Source organism: Viridibacillus sp. FSL R5-0888, assembly GCF_038009105.1.
In the GTDB taxonomy this organism is placed as follows: Bacteria; Bacillota; Bacilli; order Bacillales_A; family Planococcaceae; genus Viridibacillus; species Viridibacillus arenosi.
This window is the reverse complement of record NZ_JBBPAU010000001.1, coordinates 784,430-803,431: the sequence shown is the minus strand read 5'-3', so window position 1 is coordinate 803,431 and position 19,002 is coordinate 784,430. Positions and strand designations below refer to the sequence as shown.

General features: G+C 37.0%; 20 protein-coding genes and 1 riboswitch. Of the genes, 3 read left to right on the top strand and 17 right to left on the bottom strand.

All coding sequences use genetic code 11. The annotated features are described in order from the left end of the window. Positions 1-240 precede the first annotated feature (240 nt). From MKY02_RS03935 to MKY02_RS03890, 10 genes are all read right to left on the bottom strand, one after another. On the bottom strand, positions 241-1,044 hold the full coding sequence (locus MKY02_RS03935; protein ID WP_340710678.1) for a MetQ/NlpA family ABC transporter substrate-binding protein: 804 nt from the start codon (positions 1,042-1,044) through the stop codon (positions 241-243). A gap of 63 nt (positions 1,045-1,107) precedes the next feature. Beyond that, the gene (locus MKY02_RS03930; RefSeq protein WP_038188688.1) at positions 1,108-1,776 is read right to left on the bottom strand and encodes a methionine ABC transporter permease; all 669 of its coding nucleotides are present in this window, start codon (positions 1,774-1,776) and stop codon (positions 1,108-1,110) included. Then, positions 1,769-2,794: a methionine ABC transporter ATP-binding protein gene (locus MKY02_RS03925; RefSeq protein ID WP_340710677.1), complete on the bottom strand. Its 1,026-nt coding sequence runs from the start codon at positions 2,792-2,794 to the stop codon at positions 1,769-1,771. Before MKY02_RS03925 ends, MKY02_RS03930 begins: the two co-directional genes overlap by 8 nt. A 126-nt stretch (positions 2,795-2,920) precedes the next feature. Beyond that, a riboswitch (SAM riboswitch) is annotated at positions 2,921-3,027 on the bottom strand. A gap of 56 nt (positions 3,028-3,083) precedes the next feature. Further along, entirely contained in the window at positions 3,084-3,392 is a 309-nt protein-coding gene (locus MKY02_RS03920; RefSeq protein WP_038188694.1) for a thioredoxin family protein, read from the bottom strand. A gap of 11 nt (positions 3,393-3,403) precedes the next feature. Further along, entirely contained in the window at positions 3,404-3,748 is a 345-nt protein-coding gene (locus MKY02_RS03915) for a TOPRIM domain-containing protein (RefSeq protein ID WP_038188697.1), read from the bottom strand. A gap of 79 nt (positions 3,749-3,827) precedes the next feature. Further along, positions 3,828-4,208, bottom strand: coding sequence for a glycine cleavage system protein GcvH (gcvH, locus tag MKY02_RS03910; protein WP_038188701.1), 381 nt, complete (start codon positions 4,206-4,208; stop codon positions 3,828-3,830). A 78-nt stretch (positions 4,209-4,286) separates the two neighbouring features. Further along, on the bottom strand, positions 4,287-4,643 hold the full coding sequence (locus MKY02_RS03905; protein WP_340708742.1) for an arsenate reductase family protein: 357 nt from the start codon (positions 4,641-4,643) through the stop codon (positions 4,287-4,289). 108 nt (positions 4,644-4,751) lie between these two features. Further along, on the bottom strand, positions 4,752-6,536 hold the full coding sequence (locus tag MKY02_RS03900; protein WP_076034499.1) for an acyl-CoA dehydrogenase family protein: 1,785 nt from the start codon (positions 6,534-6,536) through the stop codon (positions 4,752-4,754). A gap of 27 nt (positions 6,537-6,563) precedes the next feature. Next, on the bottom strand, positions 6,564-7,736 hold the full coding sequence (locus tag MKY02_RS03895; RefSeq protein WP_038188709.1) for an acetyl-CoA C-acetyltransferase: 1,173 nt from the start codon (positions 7,734-7,736) through the stop codon (positions 6,564-6,566). A gap of 31 nt (positions 7,737-7,767) precedes the next feature. After that, complete coding sequence (locus tag MKY02_RS03890; protein WP_340710676.1) at positions 7,768-10,152, bottom strand: 3-hydroxyacyl-CoA dehydrogenase/enoyl-CoA hydratase family protein; 2,385 nt, start codon at positions 10,150-10,152, stop codon at positions 7,768-7,770. A gap of 258 nt (positions 10,153-10,410) precedes the next feature. Between MKY02_RS03890 and MKY02_RS03885 the strand changes: the two genes are divergently transcribed. Together MKY02_RS03885 and MKY02_RS03880 are read left to right on the top strand one after the other, a co-directional pair. Beyond that, positions 10,411-10,737 (top strand): thioredoxin family protein, encoded by a 327-nt coding sequence (locus MKY02_RS03885; RefSeq protein ID WP_038188714.1) that lies wholly within the window; start codon positions 10,411-10,413, stop codon positions 10,735-10,737. 658 nt (positions 10,738-11,395) lie between these two features. Next, positions 11,396-11,917 (top strand): C39 family peptidase, encoded by a 522-nt coding sequence (locus tag MKY02_RS03880; protein ID WP_076065706.1) that lies wholly within the window; start codon positions 11,396-11,398, stop codon positions 11,915-11,917. Here the strand turns inward: MKY02_RS03880 and MKY02_RS03875 are convergent. The 3 genes from MKY02_RS03875 to MKY02_RS03865 form a co-directional block, all read right to left on the bottom strand. Beyond that, entirely contained in the window at positions 11,900-12,787 is an 888-nt protein-coding gene (locus MKY02_RS03875) for a 5'-3' exonuclease (RefSeq protein ID WP_076034497.1), read from the bottom strand. The two genes, MKY02_RS03880 and MKY02_RS03875, sit on opposite strands and share 18 nt — an antisense overlap. A gap of 203 nt (positions 12,788-12,990) precedes the next feature. Continuing rightward, on the bottom strand, positions 12,991-14,478 hold the full coding sequence (gene hutH / locus MKY02_RS03870) for a histidine ammonia-lyase (RefSeq protein WP_340710673.1): 1,488 nt from the start codon (positions 14,476-14,478) through the stop codon (positions 12,991-12,993). A 338-nt stretch (positions 14,479-14,816) separates the two neighbouring features. Then, the gene (locus MKY02_RS03865; RefSeq protein ID WP_038188740.1) at positions 14,817-15,257 is read right to left on the bottom strand and encodes an Lrp/AsnC family transcriptional regulator; all 441 of its coding nucleotides are present in this window, start codon (positions 15,255-15,257) and stop codon (positions 14,817-14,819) included. Positions 15,258-15,397: 140 nt separating this feature from the next. Here MKY02_RS03865 and MKY02_RS03860 point away from each other — a divergent pair, with 140 nt between their 5' ends. Next, a complete protein-coding gene (locus tag MKY02_RS03860; RefSeq protein ID WP_038188743.1) occupies positions 15,398-15,982 on the top strand; it encodes a DJ-1/PfpI family protein in 585 nt (194 codons plus the stop codon). Positions 15,983-16,067: 85 nt separating this feature from the next. Here the strand turns inward: MKY02_RS03860 and MKY02_RS03855 are convergent, their stop codons facing one another. The 4 genes from MKY02_RS03855 to MKY02_RS03840 form a co-directional block, all read right to left on the bottom strand. Then, positions 16,068-16,517: an OsmC family protein gene (locus MKY02_RS03855; protein WP_038188745.1), complete on the bottom strand. Its 450-nt coding sequence runs from the start codon at positions 16,515-16,517 to the stop codon at positions 16,068-16,070. A 15-nt stretch (positions 16,518-16,532) separates the two neighbouring features. Beyond that, the gene (locus MKY02_RS03850) at positions 16,533-16,994 is read right to left on the bottom strand and encodes a hypothetical protein (RefSeq protein WP_038188748.1); all 462 of its coding nucleotides are present in this window, start codon (positions 16,992-16,994) and stop codon (positions 16,533-16,535) included. 532 nt (positions 16,995-17,526) lie between these two features. Continuing rightward, the gene (locus tag MKY02_RS03845) at positions 17,527-18,435 is read right to left on the bottom strand and encodes an EamA family transporter (protein WP_340710670.1); all 909 of its coding nucleotides are present in this window, start codon (positions 18,433-18,435) and stop codon (positions 17,527-17,529) included. 72 nt (positions 18,436-18,507) lie between these two features. After that, the gene (locus MKY02_RS03840; RefSeq protein WP_168171822.1) at positions 18,508-18,645 is read right to left on the bottom strand and encodes a hypothetical protein; all 138 of its coding nucleotides are present in this window, start codon (positions 18,643-18,645) and stop codon (positions 18,508-18,510) included. Between the last annotated feature and the right edge of the window lie 357 nt (positions 18,646-19,002).

The following is a 19,002-nucleotide window of genomic DNA, read 5'->3' as shown; positions in this document are numbered from 1 at the left end:
TAAATACATATGTCTTTTCTAAAAGTATATGCACACTCTATCACACCCACTTATTAAAGTGAATAGCACAACAATAATCCGGAATATTAAGTATTTTCAAATTATTATAATTAGATTGTGTTAATCAACTAATTTCAAGGTTTACAATATTCACGTAGCATAATTACCTAAATATTGTTATTAACTTATAAATACATAAAAACACCCAAGCTTATTCAGCTTGGGTGTTTCAATTCTTTCTTATTCAGATACAGGAACAATATCCCCGTTCCATTCTTTTAATATATAGTCTTGCATTTCTTTTGAATGGAGCACTTTAACTAATTTTTTAATCTTTTCGTTATTCTCATCTTCTTTACGAACAGCAATCACATTAATGTACTCTGATTCTTTATCTTCTAATGCAATTGCGTCTTTCCCTGGGCTTATACCGGCATCAATAGCGAAGTTAGAGTTGATTAATACTGCGTCACCTTCGTCATTTTTATACATTTGTACAAGCATTTCGGGTGCAGTGTTTGCATCGAATTTAAAGTTTTTTGGATTCTTAGTAATATCCTTAATTTCAGCTGCAGTTTTATCTACGCCTTCTTTTAACGTGATAAGTCCTTTTGCTTCAAGTAGGGATAACATACGACCATGGTCTGAAACTGAGTTACTTAGAAGAATTGTCGCGCCTTCTGGAAGATCTTCGAGTTTTTTATATTTTTTAGAATAGATACCGATTGGCTCGACGTGCACTCCACCAACATTTACAAAATCATATCCATTTTTCTTATTTTGAAGTTCCAAGTAAGGGACGTGTTGGAAAAAGTTAGCATCTAAATCCTTATTCGCCAGATCTTTGTTCGGTAAAACAAAATCTTGATATCTTTCGATTTCCAGCTTGATACCTTCTTTTTCAAGTAATGGCTCTGCTTTTTCTAAAATTTCTGCATGTGGTGTATTAGCTGCACCGATTACTAATTTCTCTTCTGATTTACCACAAGCTGCTAAGCTTAGGGCTAATACTCCCGTAAGGATTCCTGCTACAAATTTCTTCATGTTCTTAACGCTCCTTTTATACTGTTTAGTTATATGTGATCGGTTATACCGTATAAGCCCAAATTATCTTTTATCAATCTTCGTCGTAATAAGATCTCCGACGAATTGAATAACAAATACCACTACTAAAATAAGGATTGTTGCAACGAAAGTTACATCGCTTTGACTTCTTTGGAAACCGTCTAAGAATGCTAATGTCCCTAGTCCACCTGCCCCAATAACACCTGCCATTGCTGTGTATCCAACAAGTGCGATAGCTGTTACAGTAATACCCGAAACTAATGCGGGTAATGACTCTGGGATTAACACTTTACCGATAATCGTAGAAGTTTTTGCGCCCATTGAACGTGCCGCTTCGATGACACCTTTATCAATTTCTTTTAACGCAATTAAAACCATACGCGCATAAAACGGTGCTGCTCCAATGATTAATGCTGGTAATGCGGCATTGGGACCTCGAATTGAGCCTAATAATAGTTTCGTAAATGGTATTAATAGAATCACTAAAATAATGAATGGAATCGAACGGAAAATATTCACGATCGAACCTGTTAACCAACTTACTAATTTATTTGCCCATAATTGCTGAGGGCTCGTCAAAAACAGCAAAATACCTAAAGCTAAACCAATGACAAAAGTGAAAATTGTAGCAACACCTGTCATATACAGTGTTTCTATCGTTGCTTCCCACATTCTGTCCCATTGTACATTCGGGAAGAGATCATTAAGCATTTTCGATCACCTCCGTTTTTACTCCATGTTCATTCATATATGTGACTGCTTTTTGTACATTATCATTATTGCCATCTAACTGTATAATCAGCGTGCCATATGGTCCACTTTTCGTTTGCGAAATATTACCATGGACAATATTCACGTCCAAATTAAGTTCACGGCTTAAATGTGAAATAACTGGCTGACCAGTTGAAGAGCCTACAAACATTAATTTTACAAGTGTTCCTGATGGGTAGTTTTCAATAATTTGTTCAATTGATTCTTTACGTTCATTCGTATCTGTAATTTGAGAAACAAATCGTTTTGTAACGTCTGCTTGTGGTGATTGGAATACTTCTAGAACATCACCATTTTCAACAACTTGTCCAGCTTCCATTACTGCCACGCGATGACAAATTTTACGAATGACATGCATCTCATGCGTGATAAGTACAATAGTTAAGCCTAATTTCTCATTGATATCGACTAGTAAATCTAAAATTGAATCCGTTGTTTCAGGATCAAGTGCTGAAGTAGCTTCATCACAAAGCAGTACTTCTGGGTTATTTGCCAGTGCTCTAGCAATACCTACACGTTGCTTTTGACCACCTGATAATTGAGAAGGATACGCCTTTTCTCTGCCTTTTAAACCAACTAATTCAATAAGATCTAATACCTTTTTCTGACGTTCTGCCTTAGATAAACCTGCAATTTCTAATGGAAATGCTATATTCTCTTCTACAGTACGTGACCAAAGTAAATTGAAATGTTGGAAGATCATACTGATTTTTTGACGCGCATTACGTAACGCACTTCCTTTAATCGACGAAACTTCCTGACCATTCACAACAACTTTACCGGTCGTCGGTTGCTCCAAACCATTTAATAAACGAATGAGCGTACTCTTGCCTGCTCCGCTGTATCCAATAATGCCGAATATTTCTCCGTCTTCAACAGATAAATTCACATTTTTGACAGCGGTTAACTCTCCGTTAGCGGTTTTATATTTTTTCACAACATTTTCTAACTGAATCACTGTCATACCACCTTTATTTTAAAACTAAAAAGTATGCACTTTCTACTGGCATCTCTTAGAAACTAAAAAAACCCTTCTGCAGATTAACAGAAGGGTTCAACGCAAAGCTATATACGTAAAACCGTTCTCTCATCTTCCAAAGTAAATACTTTGTGTGATTTGGCACCGTGCCATATAAATATGACGGTTGCCGGGCTTCATTGGGCACTTCCCTCCACCTCTCTAAATAAGAGTAACGACTATATTTAATTAGTTATGTTTGCTACTTTATCACGCTATTGCTTCAACGTCAATCGTTTTGACGTAATTTTTCAAACAAAAAAGGTACTGATTGAAAGGCATAGATTTTATCATGAATTTTCCCATTCTTCGAAATAATCAAGCATGGGACACTTTCTATTTCATAATCAAACGCTACATCTTGTATATAATTCAAGTTCGCTTTACCAATAGGAATATCGCTAACGACATGTTCTACTACTTCCATCATTTTCGACGCAACTGCACACGTCCCACATAATGGTGTATACAAATAAAAAGCCGAAAGCGAGGAGTTTTTCATAGTTTCTTCCCATTGTTCACGTGACCATTCTTCCATCTTCTTCATTCCTATACTATTAGATATTCTTTATGAACTGTAAAATTTGCCGCCAATAATATTCTAGCTAAATGTCTTCTAGGAGTAGCTTCTACTTGTTTATAAGTAGAGGAGGTGTGTAGATGACGAGCATTTGGGAACTCTCTTTTAAAAAGAGCACGGAGCTTATCACCCGATGAGTCAGCATCAAAGAATGCATACAATTCGCAGTCCTCATATGGTGCCAAGATTTCTTCTAATCGGCTTGCACTAACTGTTCCATTCGTACATATTATCGGAATGTTCTCTGCTAGTATTGGCGCAATTCGCAACTTATCTTGGCGCCCTTCCACGATAATCAGCTTGTTAAAAGTCATATATACCCTCCTAACAAATACTTTTTGCCGTTTACCAAGTTTAAAAAAACGCCGAGCAAATGCACGGCGTTTTCAGATCTTATTCTTCGATAATTGCTTCGTATTGTTCTGCAGTTAATAATGCATCAACTTGAGCGTTATCAGCTGGTTCAACTACAACCATCCATGCTTTATCGTATGGAGATTCGTTAACGAACTCTGGGCTTTCTTCAAGCTCTTCGTTAATTTCAACAACTTTACCAGAAATCGGTGCGTAAAGTTCTGATACAGTTTTTACAGATTCAACACTGCCGAATGGTTCGTCTGCTACTAATTCGTCGCCAACCTGTGGAAGTTCAACAAAAACGATATCGCCTAGTTCAGATTGTGCGAAATGTGTAATACCGATACGTACTTTTCCGTCTTCAGTTTTTACCCATTCATGTTCTTCAGAATAGCGTAAGTCTTTTGGTGTGCTCATGAATACCCCTCCAAATATGTAATTAAATTCACTTTAAGTTTGACATATTTCCATTGTAAAAACAAGCATATGTCTGTGTTATTTCCATGTCTGTTCAAAGTCTGATTCTTTAAATCCTAACGTCACTTTTTTACCGTCTGTAACGATTGGACGCTTGATTAACATACCATCCGAAGCAAGCAATTCTAATTGCTCATCTTCCGTCATATCAGCAAGTCGATCTTTCAATTGTAGCTCTCTATACTTCATTCCTGAAGTATTAAAAAATTTCTTTAATGGTAAACCACTAGCATCTAAATATTGTTTTAATTTCTCTTTAGAAGGTGTTTCTTCAACGATGTGCTTATCTGTATAGTTTACCCCATTTTCGTCTAACCATGCTTTTGCTTTACGACAAGTTGTACATTTTGGATATTGAATGAATAAAATAGACATATACATGCTCCTTTTTCCAAACTATTTAATTCTATTGTAGTGGGAGTATAGTCTACAAGCAAGAAATCCGAACACAAAAGTTGTGTTCGGATTCTCAACTAGCTTATTTTAGACAACAAATTTCTCAGCAGCAATTAGTTTAACTGATGCTTCACGTTTCTTGGCAATAACATTGTAAGGATTGTTACGAGTAAGTTTGCGAAGCGCAGATAACATCATACGAGCATTGTCTCCGTCTACAGCTGTAATGATTGTTTCTTTTGCTTCTTTTTCGATTTCTTCAAACGCTTCTTGGCAGAAGATTTGAGTATATAGTAATTTTTGGCTTGCTTTGTCTACCCCATCACGAGCAATAGCTTTTTCTGTACGTAACACAGTAGATTCCATTGCAAATAATTGGTTAGCGATATTCGCAATGTTCACTAGTAATTCTTGTTCGGCATCTAATTTCGGGCCATATTTTTGTGCAGCAAGACCAGCTGCTAATAGAGCGATTTTTTTCGCATTTTTCACAAGATGCTTTTCTTGTGCTAATGGCTCATCACCAATTTCTTCAGGCATTAGCATTAAAAGCTCTTGTTGTAGGCTCTGCGCTTGTTGCAATAAAGGTAACTCACCTTTCATTGCTTTTTTCATAAACGTGCCAGGTATGATGAAACGGTTAATTTCGTTTGTTCCTTCAAAAATTCGATTAATACGTGAGTCACGGTAAATACGCTCTACTTCATACTCTTGCATGAAACCATATCCACCATGTAATTGCACTGCTTCATCAGCGATATAGTCAAGTGTTTCAGAACCAAAAACTTTATTGATAGAACATTCAATAGCATATTCTGCAATTGATGCTGCAATCGCTTTGCCGTCTTTTTGTTCGTCTTCACTTAATTGGCCCATACGATCTTCAAAGTATCCTACTGTACGGTAGATTAAACTTTCAGTAGCGTATAATTTTGAAGCCATTGTTGATAGTTTTTCTTTCGTTAAATTGAAAGATGAAATAGGTGTTTTAAATTGTTGACGCTGGTTCGTATACGAAATCGCTAATTCAAGAGCACGCTTTGATGCACCAATTGAGCCAACACCTAATTTGTAACGACCGATATTCAAAATGTTAAACGCAATAATGTGACCGCGCCCTACTTCACCAAGTAGGTTTTCAACTGGTACTTTTACATCTTCTAGAATTAGTGTACGAGTTGAAGAAGATTTAATCCCCATTTTCTTTTCTTCTGCACCGACAGAAACACCTGGATAGTTGCGTTCTACTATGAATGCTGAAAATTTATCGCCATCAATTTTCGCATATACGACGAATACATCAGCAAAACCAGCGTTTGTAATCCATTGTTTTTCACCGTTTAATACATAATGTGTACCTTCTGCATTTAATTTGGCTACTGTTTTAGCACCTAATGCATCCGACCCAGAACCTGGCTCTGTTAATGCATAAGCTGCAATTAGCTCTCCAGATGCAAGCTTAGGTAAGTACTGTTGTTTTTGCTCTTCATTACCAAATAATACGATTGGTAATGAACCAATTCCAACATGTGCACCGTGTGTAATAGAGAATCCGCCAGCTACTGACATTTTCTCAGCGATTAATGCTGATGTTACTTTGTCTAAGCCAAGACCTTCATATTCTTCAGGAACATCTGCAGCTAAAAGACCAAGTTCACCAGCTTTTTTCAATAATCGTACAGAATGATCAAACTCATGATTTTCTAAGTTCTCAACGACTGGTAATACTTCATTTTGCACATAGTCCTCTGTCGTTTTCGCAATCATTTTATGCTCTTCAGTGAAATCTTCTGGCGTAAATACACGATCAAGTTCTACATCTTCAGTTAAAAAGCTACCGCCTCTAATGATATTCGCTAATTTCTCTGTCATAATAATCGCTCCCCTTTTGTGTGTTATTTATAGAATTTCAAATACGCCAGCAGCTCCCATACCGCCACCGATACACATTGTTACTACACCGTACTTTTTACCTTGACGTTTTAACTCATGAATTAATTTCAGTGTTAGGATGGAACCTGTAGCACCAAGCGGATGCCCTAATGCAATTGCACCACCATTAACATTAACTTTTTCAAGGTCGATACCCAGTTCACGCACCACTTGAATTGATTGTGAAGCAAAAGCTTCGTTAATTTCCCATAGGTCAATATCTTCAATAGATAGGCCAGCAATTTTCAGCGCCTTCGGTACAGCAACTGTTGGGCCAATCCCCATAATTTCAGGAGGCACTCCACCTACGGCAAAGGATAAAAATTTCGCCATTGGCTTTAAACCTTGTGCTTCTGCCTCTTCACGGTCCATAACAAGTACTGCTGCTGCACCATCTGAAGTTTGTGAAGCATTACCTGCTGTTACACTTCCAGTTACTGAAAACGCTGGGCGTAATTTCGCAAGTGTTTCTTGAGATGTACCAACACGTACACCCTCATCCATATCAAAAGTGAATTTTCTCTCTTGCAAATTATTCCCCGCATCCACGTATCGTTGCACGACTTCCACTGGAACGATTTCATCGACGAATTTACCTTCTTGAATTGCTTTTGCCGCTAATTCATGTGAACGAACAGCAAAGGCATCTTGATCCTCACGACTAACATCATATTTCTTAGCCACTTCTTCCGCTGTATGCCCCATACTCATATAATATTGAGGGGCAGTTTCCGCTAAAGTCGCATTAGGTCTAATCACATTACCCATCATTGGTACTAGACTCATAGATTCAATACCGCCTGCAATAATAGCCTTTGAATGTCCAAGCATAATACGTTCTGCAGCATAAGCGATTGATTGTAAACCTGATGAACAGAATCGATTAACTGTTACAGCTGGTGTTGTATCAGGTAGCCCAGCAAGCGCTCCTATATTACGCGCAATATTCATCCCTTGTTCTGCTTCTGGCATAGCGCAGCCAAGAATTAAATCATCTATGTCCCCTTCATAACCTGCTCTTTGTAATGTCTCTTTTACAACTAATGCTCCAAGATCATCAGGACGAATAGTTGCTAAAGATCCTTTTTTTGCTTTTCCAATAGGTGTTCTTGCACCTGCTACAATAACAGCTTCACGCATAGTAGATTCCCCCTTAATCACTTCTCTAAAATTAGTTGCGAAGTGGTTTCCCTTTCACTAACATATGTTGCATTCTAGCTTGCGACTTTGGCTCTGCAACAAGGCTTAAGAACGCTTCACGCTCTAAATCTAGTAAGTACTGTTCATCCACTAATGTGCCGTATGGAACTTTGCCACCCGCCAAAACATAGGCAAGCTTTTTCGCTATTTTCAAATCATGCTCACTAATGAAGCCTGATTGATACATTCCTTGTGCTCCTAACAATAATGTTGCATAACCAGTTTCACCTACAACCGGCACCTTAGTTCTAATTGGCGCTGTATAACCACCTTCATATAATGCCAATGCTGCTTGTTTGGCGTCATATAGTTGGTGATCAGAGTTAACACTAATACCATCTGCAAAGTTTAAGAAATTATTTTCTCTCGCTTCCTCAGCAGATGTTGAAACTTTGGCCATTGCGATAGATTCAAATACTTTGTTTGCGATATTTTGATAATCGACTTGTACTCCATTTGGTAATCCTTTTAAATGCTTTAAGTACAATTCTTTATTACCACCACCGCCAGGAATTAGACCTACGCCTACTTCCACTAGGCCCATATACGTTTCCATTGTTGCTTGAATATGAGCTGCTGGTAAACAAACTTCAGAACCGCCACCAAGCGTCATTGCAAATGGTGCTGCTACTACTGGTTTTGAACTGTACTTAATTTTCGTCATCGCATTTTGGAAACCACGAATCGTGAAGTCTAATTCGAAAATGTTGTCATCTTGGGCTTCCATAAGAATCATTCCTAAATTGGCACCAACACAAAAGTTCTTCCCTTGGTTACCAATAACAAGCCCTTTGTAATTTGCTTCAACCTCATCAATGGCATAATTAATCATTTGTATAACATCTAAACCGATAGCATTTGCTTGTGAATGGAATTCCAGTAACGCAATGCCATCCCCCATATCGATTAAGCTAGCTCCTGAGTTCGATTTAATAACACCGTGTTTTTTCTTATAGCGCTTTAAATCGATTGCTTTTTCATTAACCGGTACTAGCTTGTAATCTTCACCGTCGAAGTAAGCTAATCCATCCTCTAGTTCTTTATAAAAAGTTTCATAGCCTTTAGCTAGTAAACCTTCTACGAAGCTAGGAATCTCTTTACCTTCAGCAGTCATCTTCTCAACTGATTTCTTTACACCTATTGCATCCCAAATTTCAAATGGTCCTTGTGCCCAGCCGAAGCCCCATTTCATGGCGTTATCGATTGCTACAATATCATCGGCAATTTCACCATGTAACTGCGCTGAGTAAAGTAAAGTTGGTGCTAGCACATTCCACAATAGTTCTCCTGTACGGTCATCAGCATATGTTAACAACTTCACTTTCGCTGCTAATGCTTTTTGTTGCTTTGCCATTTCAATTGAAGGAGTGCGGAGTTTTTTTACTGGTTCATATTCAAATGTATCTGTATTTAACTCTAATATCTCTTTTCCCTTTTTAATGAAGAACCCTTGACCTGACTTGGCTCCAAACCAGCCATTATCAACCATCTTCTGAATATAAGCTGGTACTTCGAATACTCGTTGCTCTTCACCCGTTGTTTGATCATAAACGTTTTTTGCGACGTGAACGAAAGTATCTAAGCCGACAACATCTAATGTGCGAAGAGTTGCTGATTTTGGACGGCCAATTAAAGGTCCTGTAACAGAATCTACTTCACCAACCGAATAACCACGTTCTTGCATTTCACGTAAAGTAACAAGCAAGCCATATGTACCAATCCGATTAGCGATGAAGTTTGGTGTGTCTTTTGCTAGAACGACACCTTTTCCTAGTTTGTCTTCTCCAAATTCCTTCATAAATGCCACTACATCAGGACAAGTATTCTTTGCCGGAATTACTTCAAGCAGTTTCAAATAGCGTGGTGGATTGAAGAAATGAGTGCCTAGGAAATGCTTTTGGAAGTCTTCTGAAAGACCTTCAGCCATTGCATCAATACTAATGCCAGATGTATTTGAACTAATAATTGTGCCAGGTTGACGAACTATATCAATTTTTTCATATAAACTCTTTTTAATAGCTAAGTTTTCAACGACAACTTCTATAATCCAGTCCACTTCTTTTAGTTTTTCAAGATCATCCTCGAAGTTCCCAACTGATAATAACGCTAAGTTTTTCTTTGCAGTTAATGGTGCTGGTTTTTGTTTCAAAAGCTTTTGTAATGCCGTATCTGCGAATCGATTACGTACGACCGAACTATCTAAAGTAAGCCCCTTTGCTTCTTCCTCTTTAGTCAATTCCATTGGTACGATATCAAGCAAAATTGTTGGAATACCAATGTTTGCTAAATGGGCTGCGATCCCCGAACCCATTACCCCCGAACCTAATACAGCTGCTTTTTTTATTTGATAAGCCATGAGCAAATCCTCCCTTTTCCCCTTTTTTGAATGAATGCTCATTCATTTTAAGAATAAAAAAAATAAAACTTCCTTATCTGCTTCTTAGTTTAGACTATTTTCTGTTTTTTCGCAATAATCAAATTCACATATTTTACAAATATATGGATTAAATTTTGTTTTAATCCCTTAAAAATACTATCATCACCTTTTTTAAAACAAGTTGCTTTCAGCGTCACCAAAAAACGTGTACACTATTTTTATAGGAGGGATTTACTTATGAAACCAATTACAACTATTGAACAATTTACTGAAACTACTTCGACAGCAAAACCTGTTATCGTAAAATTCCACGCTGGCTGGTGCCCTGATTGCACACGCATGGACATGTTCATCGACCCTATTATCGAAGAATACAATCAATATGATTGGTATGAATTGAACCGCGATGAGCTTCCAGAACTTGCTGAAAAGTATGATGTTATGGGTATTCCTAGCTTACTGATCTTCAAAGAAGGCGAAAAGTTAGCGCACCTTCACAGTGCAAATGCTAAATCACCAGCTCAAGTAACTGAATTCTTAGAAGCACAAAAGGCAAATGCGTAACATTTTTTAACAGATAGACTGTAGACAACTCGAAGAATTTCGAGTTTGTCTACAGTCTTTTTGTTTTAAAAAATAAATAGATAGGACTGTTGATTTCCGCTACGGTGGACGCTTTCCGCGGGCGGGCGCCATGTCGCTTCGTCGCCCCGCTTTTCCCCCAGGAGTCGCCACCTCCGCTCCAATCAACTACACATGTAATATACATAAATCTTTTGAGATGATGGGAAATAAAAAAATCTCGAAAGAAATCAAATTGAAATGATTGCTTTGTATCAACTAGTACCCAAGAACATCTTATGGGGAAAATTGAGGTTGCGGTGGCCAACCTTAAGAGGTCTTAAAAAGTGTCCATGCAGAAGATGCTTACTTTTGCTGTTGTGAATTTAAAGAAACTCGCCAATTGTACTTGGCAAGTTCAAAAATGGAAAGCAAGTTAGTGTCTATCCGTTTTTTCTTATACATTTTGTAATATACTATGTATTCTATTCATGAAAAGTTCTAACAATTACATACCCATATCCATGATTGTTATATTAATGATTAAACTAACGCTTCATATATTGTAACTAGAGATAGGTTTGTATTTTTCTTATGGGTATCTACAAGCGGAATCCTATCTCGTATAGATTCATACATTCTTTTTATGGAGGCGAATTATATGCGCATTCAATTACCTGTAAATGGGCAATCCCAACATGCCGATAATGTGCTTAAAAAATTCCGAAATTCTGCATGTGGACCAACAACCGCTGCTATCATGTTAGATTATCTATTACCTCATGAAAAAACAAAAAGCATCAATCAGCTTTATAAACAGCTAGGAACAACACCAATTGGCCTTTTTAAATACCGCTTCATTCATAATATGCGGAAAATAGTTGGGCCAGATTGGTCTATTCAAAGCTGTAGCTTTCATGATGCTTTGTTTGAATTGCGCGCGGGAAGACCGGTTGCAATGAAGTTTGATAAATATTTTTCTTTTCATTTTTGCTTAAAGCCCAAATACGCCTATCACTGGGTACCGCTCATTGGTTATGAAGAGGTTGAGAACGATGTCATTCTCATTATCCATGATAATGGTGGGCAAAATCGTGATAGTCAAATAAGCGAAGTCTCTTATAAAGCCAATCAAAAAGTACTTAACTTTGTAAAAATGACGCCTTTAACCGTTCGGGAATAATGATTTTGCATGGCGTGAAATCAGTGAATAACCGTCCATCGTTAATTGATCAAGCTTCTCTTGCGTTAGTGACGGCAATGATAAATCATCAATTGTTGCATGAATAGGTACTTCTGTATGAATTTTTGCTAGTTGATGTGACAACCTTAACATTTCTTCATACTCTGTGATTTTCGAACGTTGTGCTGGTTTAAGCTCATCAATCGCAGCTAAAACACCATCCACTGTTCCATATTTTTGGATGAGGCTCAAAGCAGTTTTAGGACCAATACCTTTAACCCCTGGATAACCGTCACTTGAATCGCCCATAAATGCTTTAACATCAGCAAATAATGCAGGTGCAATTGCATATTCTTCCTCAAAACGTTGAACATCATAGACATTGTATTCTGTATAACCTTTTTTCGTTAAGGCAATAGTAGTTGAAGGATTTAATAACTGTAATAAATCCTTATCGCCACTGACAACTGTTATCTTCGCATCATTCTTCCATTTTTCAACGATTGAACCAATTGTATCGTCTGCTTCCATTCCTACTTCACCAAAATTTTTCCAGCCAATCATTTCGGATACTTCCTTCGCCATATCAAACTGTGGCTTCAATTCATCTGGTGGACTCGGACGATTTGCTTTATAGCCATCAAATAGCTCATTTCGGAAAGTGTGTACTCCCATATCCCAACATACTGCCAAATGAGTCGGTTTCATCATCGATTGTGCAGTCAAAACATGACGTGCAAAACCTTGTACTCCATTTGTCGGTGTACCGTCTTCTTTTCTAAAAAATTGGTTCATCGGGGCTGTTGCAAAAAACGAACGGAATAACAGTGCCATTCCATCTACTACTAAAATATGTGGTTGCTCATTCATTATATATATATCCTCTCAATCTATTCACTTTAATATCTATCAAGCATTCATTATAACAAATATCTAGATAGAATGATTATGTTGCGCGTTCTATGGGTAAATATGAATAGATTTGTAAGGAGTATTAAATGAATATACATATATAAAAACGCGTCTATTATTAGCAACTAATAGCTACTAAATAGACGCGTTTTTATGTTTGTTTAATGATTGATTGGTGATAACCAATCAGAGAGCTTTTCTACATCTTCGCTAAAAATTCGATCCTCATTAATTGTAGGAACAACTGCGCGCACTTCTTGCCATTTAGTATAAAGCGCTTTAGACATTTTCTCTACGCCTCTATATTCAACTGCTTGTGCTGCACAAATAGCTTCTATTGCTAACACTCTTCTAGCATTTTCAATTATTTGATAAGCATGTCTTGAACCTATTGTTCCCATACTGACATGATCTTCTTGATTGGCTGAAGATGGAATAGAATCTACGGATGCTGGATGCGCCAATGTTTTATTTTCAGATACAAGACTTGCTGCTGCATATTGTAAAATCATTGCTCCAGATTGCAAACCTGGTTGTGGGCTTAAAAATGCCGGTAACCCTTCGCTTAACTGAGGATTTACGAGACGTTCAATTCGACGTTCAGAAACGTTTGCTATTTCGGCCATACCTATTTTCAAGAAATCCATAGCAAACGCGATGGGTTGACCGTGAAAATTCCCACCTGAAATAATTGTATCACCATCATCGAAAATAAGCGGATTATCCGTAGCTGCATTTATTTCAATTTCAAGCTTCTCTTTCACATAGTTGAGTACTTGCCAGCTAGCCCCGTGAATTTGCGGAATGCAACGTAGAGAATAAGCATCTTGCACTCGCTTCTCCCCTTGTTTAGTCGCTAATTGACTACCAGCTAACCAATTACGCATACGTTCTGCAACGTCCATTTGTTCCTGATAGCCACGCGCCTCATGAACCGCTGGATGGAAGGCATCGACAATTCCAAATAAAGACTCCATCGTCATTGCTGCAATCCATTCGCTGTCATAAGCCAATTTACTTGCTGCTAAATAATTGACAACGCCTTGAGCTGTCATTGCTTGGGTACCATTTATTAATGCTAATCCCTCTTTCGCCTCTAATGTAATCGGTTCCAAATTATGAGTTTGCCAAACATCAGCCGCTGGTACTTGCTCATTCTTTTGCCAAACATAACCTTCACCAATTAGTACTAAAGCTAAATGTGATAATGGCGCCAAATCACCCGATGCACCAAGCGACCCTTGCTGTGGAATGACGGGATGAATTCGGTTATTTACCATATACGCAAGACGTTCTAGAACTTCTATTCGAATACCTGAAAAACCTTTTAACAATGCATTCAAACGAAGAACGACCATTGCTCGAGAAACGACTTCAGCAAAAGGCGCACCTATACCACAAGCATGTGAACGGATTAAATGGAGTTGAAGATGTCGTGTATCTTCTTCTGCAATTTTCACATCACTAAACTTACCGAAACCTGTATTGATACCATAGACAGTTTGATCTTCACGTACAATTTTCTCAACAGCTAACCGGCTTTTCTTAACAAGTTCTATCGCATCTTTATCTAATTCAACTTTGACGTTATCATTTAGAATGACATTTAAATCCGCCAATGATAGGTTCTTTCCGTCTAATGTAATCATTCAACAGTCACATCCTCTTTATCATCGTGAAAATCCCAGTAAGCTTTTCGCCTTTTATGTACCACTTCAAGAAGACGAACCGAATCTGAAATTTTCCTAATATACTACATTCATTCTACATAAAATCAGACTGAAATTAAGTACTTTTTGTAAAAAAGTAAAAATTTCTCATGTGCTATCAATGTAGTATTTTAGCAGGATAAAGTTGCTGAATAACAATAAACTTTTATCTAGTTTCTTTATTTTTTATACAGGATTATGATAGAGACTAAATAGTACCTTTTTTACCGAATGCTTAAAACTTCAAGAAAAATTTACTTACGATGACACTCCTTTAATTATTTCTCTTCCACTATAAATGGTTCTATTACCTTCTTTTCATGCGATGATAATACAATATTTGTTGAAGGTGTACCATATTGCATGGAGTCATCAATAAATTGCTCTAAACTCTCTACAGAATGCGTTGCTATTTTGACAATATAACTAATCTCGCCCGCCACTCTGTAACACTCAAGTACATCAGGATGATTATGACAAAAATTCGCTAATGCTTTACAGTCCTTTGACTCGAACAAAATAATTGCACGCATTGGACGATTTATTTTTTTCAATGCAACACTCGCATGATAACCCTCAATTATTTGCTGTTCTTCCAACTTTCGAACTCTCTCTATAACTGCCGGAGCCGATAAATGAACGATTTCTGCTAATTCTTTCATAGAAATTTTGGCATTTAACTGTAATTCCCTTACTATCTTTTTATCTATTTGATCCATTTTTCCACTCACCTTTTTTTATTAAATAGAATAACTCAAAATCCTTATAATATAAATCCATTTAAAGATATATCCTTTTTCAACTCATGTAATCCACTTCTTTGGTCAATTAAAATAAAGGTATTGGAGGGATTTAAGAAATGAAAAAAATATTATTGTTATTAGCAGATGGCTTTGAAGCAGTAGAGGCTAGCGTATTTACAGATGTGCTTGGTTGGAACAAATGGGAAGGCGACGGCTCGACTGAGGTTGTGACAGTCGGTCTTCGAGATAAATTAACTTGCACATGGAATTTCAATGTCGTCCCTGAAAAAACGATTCATGACATTCAATTAGACGAATTTGACGCATTAGCTATTCCAGGAGGATTTGAAGAGGCAGGCTTTTATAACGATGCATTTAGTGAATCATTTTCTAACATAATCCGTCATTTTGATGCAAGACAAAAGCCTATCGCTAGTATTTGTGTAGCATCGTTAGCACTTGGTAAAAGTGGCATTTTAACAAATAGAAAAGCTACAACTTACGATCACCCAACAAGTATAAGAAAAGAACAGTTAAAGAATTTTGGCGTAAATGTACAAAATGAGAGAATTGTTCAAGATGGCCATATCATAACATCATCAAACCCAGGTACTGCTTTTGATGTCGCGTTCCTATTGCTTGAAATGCTAACGACAAAAGAAAATACTCATCATGTGAAAGACCTCATGGGATTTGCCTAAACAAAAGTAAATTAAGCTGATATGTTTTCAATTCATAAAAAAACTGCTAAGTAATCGATTTTTAACGAATACTTAGCAGCTCATCTTACTCTTCTATTTTTAAATGCACTTGCAATTCAAGTGCAACATTCCCTTGTATTGCCTTACTGATCATACATGTTTTTTCTGCTTTTTCTGCAAGCTTTTGCGTTAAACTAGCATCTCGTACCGTTGTGCCGCTTGATAAGGTGATTTCTGGTTTGTGAATAATCTTCTTATACGTAAAGACGCCATTCGTTACATCAACGATTCCTTCAGATTGCATCGATAGGCTCTCTACATTAATACTTGATCGTTCAAGCATTGCAGCTAATGTAATAATATAACAAGTCGCAGCAGCGCCTAACAGCATCTCATCAGGATTAGTGCCAATTCCTGGCCCGTCCATTTCATGGGGAATAGATACTTTTGTTTGTAATTGACCTGATGCGATTGTGCCGACATCATTACGACCACCTGGCCAATTTGCAGTCAAATGAAAACTATGTTCTGCCACTGTCAAACCTCATTTCTAATTCGCAAATGCATAATATTTTTCAGTATATGGATCAAATGCATAACGCGAAACTTCTTTATCCTTTTCAAGCGTAATAATATATACTTCTAGTCCAGAATAGTCGACAATCGTCCCGCTAAATTTGCGGTCTTTCACAACTTTCCCGCCCTCAGTTCGCGAAATAATTTGCGTTGCATCATCTACATTAAAACTCGGTACATGCTTTTGGAAATAGAACGGAGCTATGATTAAAAGTGCATAGGCAATAATGATAAGTGCATTCTTTTTTCTAATGTTACTTTTCTCAACCAATATAAAGTAAGCTACAAATAATAATGCATTACCGCCAATAATGTAAAAAGGCATATCCCCAAGACCATTTATGAAAAGATATTGTTTCCCTATAAAATAATAATACAGCATCTCTAATGCTGAAATTACAAGTATTCCTTGTAAAAGTCGTTTTCTCTTATACATTTATGTTTCACCTCAAAAAATTTATAAATCCTATTTTCAATAGAACAGCATTCGAAGCCCACGACAAATTATGCCATAATAGATTGCAGATTGATAGAAGGAAAACCGGTCACTCTATTGAAGAAACATCGGACAGGCATTTTCGTTTTCACAACGATCCTATTTCTATTTACACTCTATGTACTCTTTTCGCCTAAATCAATTGCTTATCTAATGAAAAAGATGTTTGATGGTGGCGTTGCAGTTTAGCCTAAAAAATATAATGCCATCGAGAAAAAAAACAAAGAACTGGAATACTATCGATTATGATTCTAAGTATAAAGACGGTTACCTTGATATCATTGTTCCCAAAGACACGTCAGAACATGTACCCGTAATTTTAAATTCATGGCGATGCATCGGTGCATTCGTTATTAATTTTAGTAAGCGAAAATAGAAAGGATTTATAACTATGGTTTTAGGACAAAAAATTATTCTTATTATTGTTCAAAACAAAAAAACGCCAATCGATTTTTCGATTGACGTTTTACAATTATAATTCGTCAGCAAGACCAAGGATGACAATACCTAGCATAATAATTGCAATGACGAAGTATTGTTTCTTTGTTAGTTTTTCTTTTAAGAAAATACGCGATAATATAATTGAGAAAATACAGTATGATGAAATAATTGGCGCGGAAATAAACGCATATGCTGAAATTGCATACACATAGAAGAACTGACCAATCGTTTCTAAAACTGCTGCGTACGTGCGATCACGCTCTTTAAATACATTGAATTTCACTTTTTTATAAAAGCGAAGATAGATAAAGCATACAACTGCTACGATAAAGAATGTATATTCATATGCTAGTAGCGCTGCATCTTCAGTCATAATTGTTAACTCATCTAAGTAGATACCATCAGCAAAAGTTCCTACCCCATCTATTAATGCGTATAAAATCGGGAATAACAATGCGAAAAATCCAAATTGATATTTACGTTCAATTTTAACTTTTTGAGAACGTAATAATGCATCGTCCTGTTGTTTTTCAATAACAGCAATCCAAATAACGCCGGCTGTAATAGCAATGATACCTGCAAAATGTATCCAAGTAACTTCTTGTGGAAAGAACATATATAGTAAAATCGTTGTAACCGCACCTGAAGCATTTTGCACTGGTGCTGCAATGGATAACTCTAAATAACGTAAACCAATATAACCGAAAACCATTGAAACAATGTACAATGTTGAAACGGGCAAATACGTTAACATATCTTGTGGATGGAATTCTAAACCTTTCACGAACATATAGACCGTTGCGTGAATCCCCATAACAAGACCAACCATAATCGTTATTTTGATATGACTATTTTTGTCATTTGTATCTGAGCCCTTTTTGTAAAATAAGTTCGCTGCTCCCCATGAGAGCCATGTTAATATTGCAAATAAAAACCACATAATCTAAATAAACTCCTTTTTAATGGTAACCTAGTAATTTTGAAAGAATAATAAGGTAAATAACCATTAAAATTATGGAGAGTAATGCATTTTGAAAGCCTCGGTTACTTCTTGCTTCGTAGTAGCAATTACACCATTCTGGATATTAAGTCCATTAACAAATAGATTGCCTAAACTGAACAGACCGTTGGCTAAATAAGCTTTTTTCATGTAGAAATACCTCCGTTCTGTCTAATTGTATGTATTTTTTCACCCATTGACAATAAGTATTTTCATAATAGCGCTTCCAATTACCCAAGGACTTTAAGCCCTCTTAAAAGTTAATTTAGGAAGGCTCATACTGTAGACAAACTCGAAGAATTTAGAGTTTGTCTACAGCCTTTTTCTTTTTACAATACATATGTATGAATAAGGCCGTTGATTTCCGCTGCGTGCGGACGCTTTCCGCGGGCGGGGCCGAGCCGCTTCCTTCGCTACGCTTAGTCTAGGGTCTCGACTATCCCGCTTTTCCCGCTGGAGTCGCGGCACTCCGCTCCAATCAACTGAATGTGTAACTATGACAGCCTA

Bases quoted from the DNA above. Each gene is read 5' to 3' on its own strand.
- MKY02_RS03935 (WP_340710678.1), bottom strand. From the start codon at position 1,044: ATGAAGAAATTTGTAGCAGGAATCCTTACGGGAGTATTAGCCCTAAGC.
- MKY02_RS03930 (WP_038188688.1), bottom strand. From the start codon at position 1,776: ATGCTTAATGATCTCTTCCCGAATGTACAATGGGACAGAATGTGGGAA.
- MKY02_RS03920 (WP_038188694.1), bottom strand. From the start codon at position 3,392: ATGGAAGAATGGTCACGTGAACAATGGGAAGAAACTATGAAAAACTCC.
- MKY02_RS03915 (WP_038188697.1), bottom strand. From the start codon at position 3,748: ATGACTTTTAACAAGCTGATTATCGTGGAAGGGCGCCAAGATAAGTTG.
- gcvH (WP_038188701.1), bottom strand. From the start codon at position 4,208: ATGAGCACACCAAAAGACTTACGCTATTCTGAAGAACATGAATGGGTA.
- MKY02_RS03905 (WP_340708742.1), bottom strand. From the start codon at position 4,643: ATGTCTATTTTATTCATTCAATATCCAAAATGTACAACTTGTCGTAAA.
- MKY02_RS03900 (WP_076034499.1), bottom strand. From the start codon at position 6,536: ATGACAGAGAAATTAGCGAATATCATTAGAGGCGGTAGCTTTTTAACT.
- MKY02_RS03895 (WP_038188709.1), bottom strand. From the start codon at position 7,736: ATGCGTGAAGCTGTTATTGTAGCAGGTGCAAGAACACCTATTGGAAAA.
- MKY02_RS03890 (WP_340710676.1), bottom strand. From the start codon at position 10,152: ATGGCTTATCAAATAAAAAAAGCAGCTGTATTAGGTTCGGGGGTAATG.
- MKY02_RS03885 (WP_038188714.1), top strand. From the start codon at position 10,411: ATGAAACCAATTACAACTATTGAACAATTTACTGAAACTACTTCGACA.
- MKY02_RS03880 (WP_076065706.1), top strand. From the start codon at position 11,396: ATGCGCATTCAATTACCTGTAAATGGGCAATCCCAACATGCCGATAAT.
- MKY02_RS03875 (WP_076034497.1), bottom strand. From the start codon at position 12,787: ATGAATGAGCAACCACATATTTTAGTAGTAGATGGAATGGCACTGTTA.
- hutH (WP_340710673.1), bottom strand. From the start codon at position 14,478: ATGATTACATTAGACGGAAAGAACCTATCATTGGCGGATTTAAATGTC.
- MKY02_RS03865 (WP_038188740.1), bottom strand. From the start codon at position 15,257: ATGGATCAAATAGATAAAAAGATAGTAAGGGAATTACAGTTAAATGCC.
- MKY02_RS03860 (WP_038188743.1), top strand. From the start codon at position 15,398: ATGAAAAAAATATTATTGTTATTAGCAGATGGCTTTGAAGCAGTAGAG.
- MKY02_RS03850 (WP_038188748.1), bottom strand. From the start codon at position 16,994: ATGTATAAGAGAAAACGACTTTTACAAGGAATACTTGTAATTTCAGCA.
- MKY02_RS03845 (WP_340710670.1), bottom strand. From the start codon at position 18,435: ATGTGGTTTTTATTTGCAATATTAACATGGCTCTCATGGGGAGCAGCG.
- MKY02_RS03840 (WP_168171822.1), bottom strand. From the start codon at position 18,645: ATGAAAAAAGCTTATTTAGCCAACGGTCTGTTCAGTTTAGGCAATCTA.